General features: G+C 68.9%; 1 protein-coding gene. It reads right to left on the minus strand.

The window, feature by feature from the left end; translation table 11 throughout:
- Positions 1–1,064 (minus strand): S8 family peptidase (locus tag AQJ84_RS40220; protein ID WP_159042808.1); only part of this gene is annotated, 1,064 nt, incomplete at both ends.

Genomic DNA, 1,064 nt, shown 5'->3' on the forward strand with positions numbered 1-1,064 from the left:
TAGGTCTGTTTGAGGACGGCGAGGGCTCCGGTGACGTGGGGGGCGGCCATGGAGGTGCCGCTTTTGGAGTCGTAGCCGTTGAGGACGGAGGAGATGATGCCGGTGCCGGGGGCGTAGAGGTCGAGGAGGGGGCCGCGGTTGCTGAAGGAGGAGGCTTCGTCGTCGTCGGTGGTGGAGCCGACGGTGAGGGCGGCGGGGACGCAGGCGGGTGCGTTGACGGCGGTTTGGAGGCCGTTGTTGCCGGCGGCGACGACGGTGGCGACGCCGGCGGTGAGGAGTTTGTCGATGGCGGGTTTGCGGGCGTCTTTGGTGCAGGCGGTGGTGTAGCTGGCGGAGCCGAGGCTGAGGTTGGCGGCGATGACGGGGGTGCCGGCCTGCTGGAGTTCCCAGACTTTTTCGAGGGCTTGGATCTGGGCGCTGGTGAAGCTGCGGACGCAGGGGGTGGCGGCGGCGGTGCCGCAGTATTTCTCGGTGTTGAACTTGCTGAAGACCTGCATGGCGATGATGTTGGCGTCGGGGGCGACGCCGGTGGCGGGGGCCTGGGAGAGGCCGGTGCCGTTTCCTGCGGCGATGCCGGCTACGTGGGTTCCGTGGTCGCAGCCTTCGAGGGTGGCGCAGGGTCCGTTCGCGGAGTTGGCGGCGCCGGTGCCTTCTTGGGTGGCGGTGCCGTTGGGGCAGAGGCTGGTGGCGCCGTAGGCGGTGTCGATGGGGGAGAAGCAGGCTTCGGTGACGACGCGGTTTTTGAGGAAGGGGTGGTTGGTGGCGACGCCGGTGTCGATGACGGCGATGGTGCTGCCCTTGCCGGTCTTGCCTGCCTTGATGGCGTTGTCGGCGCCGATGAGGGGCACGGTCTCGTCGAGGGTGGGGGGTACGGGGACGTCTTCGCTGACGCTGATCACGCCGTCCTGGGCGGCGAGTTCGTCCAGGCCCGCGCGGTCGACCCGGAGTGTGACGATCGGCAGGGTCGAGAAGGACTGAACCGTCTCACCCGCACTCGCCGCGCTGGAGAGGTCGTCACGGTTCTCGGTGACCACGTTGACCCGGACGGTGTCGCCGTCGGCGGT

The organism is Streptomyces resistomycificus (genome assembly GCF_001514265.1).
In the GTDB taxonomy this organism is placed as follows: Bacteria; Actinomycetota; Actinomycetes; order Streptomycetales; family Streptomycetaceae; genus Streptomyces; species Streptomyces resistomycificus.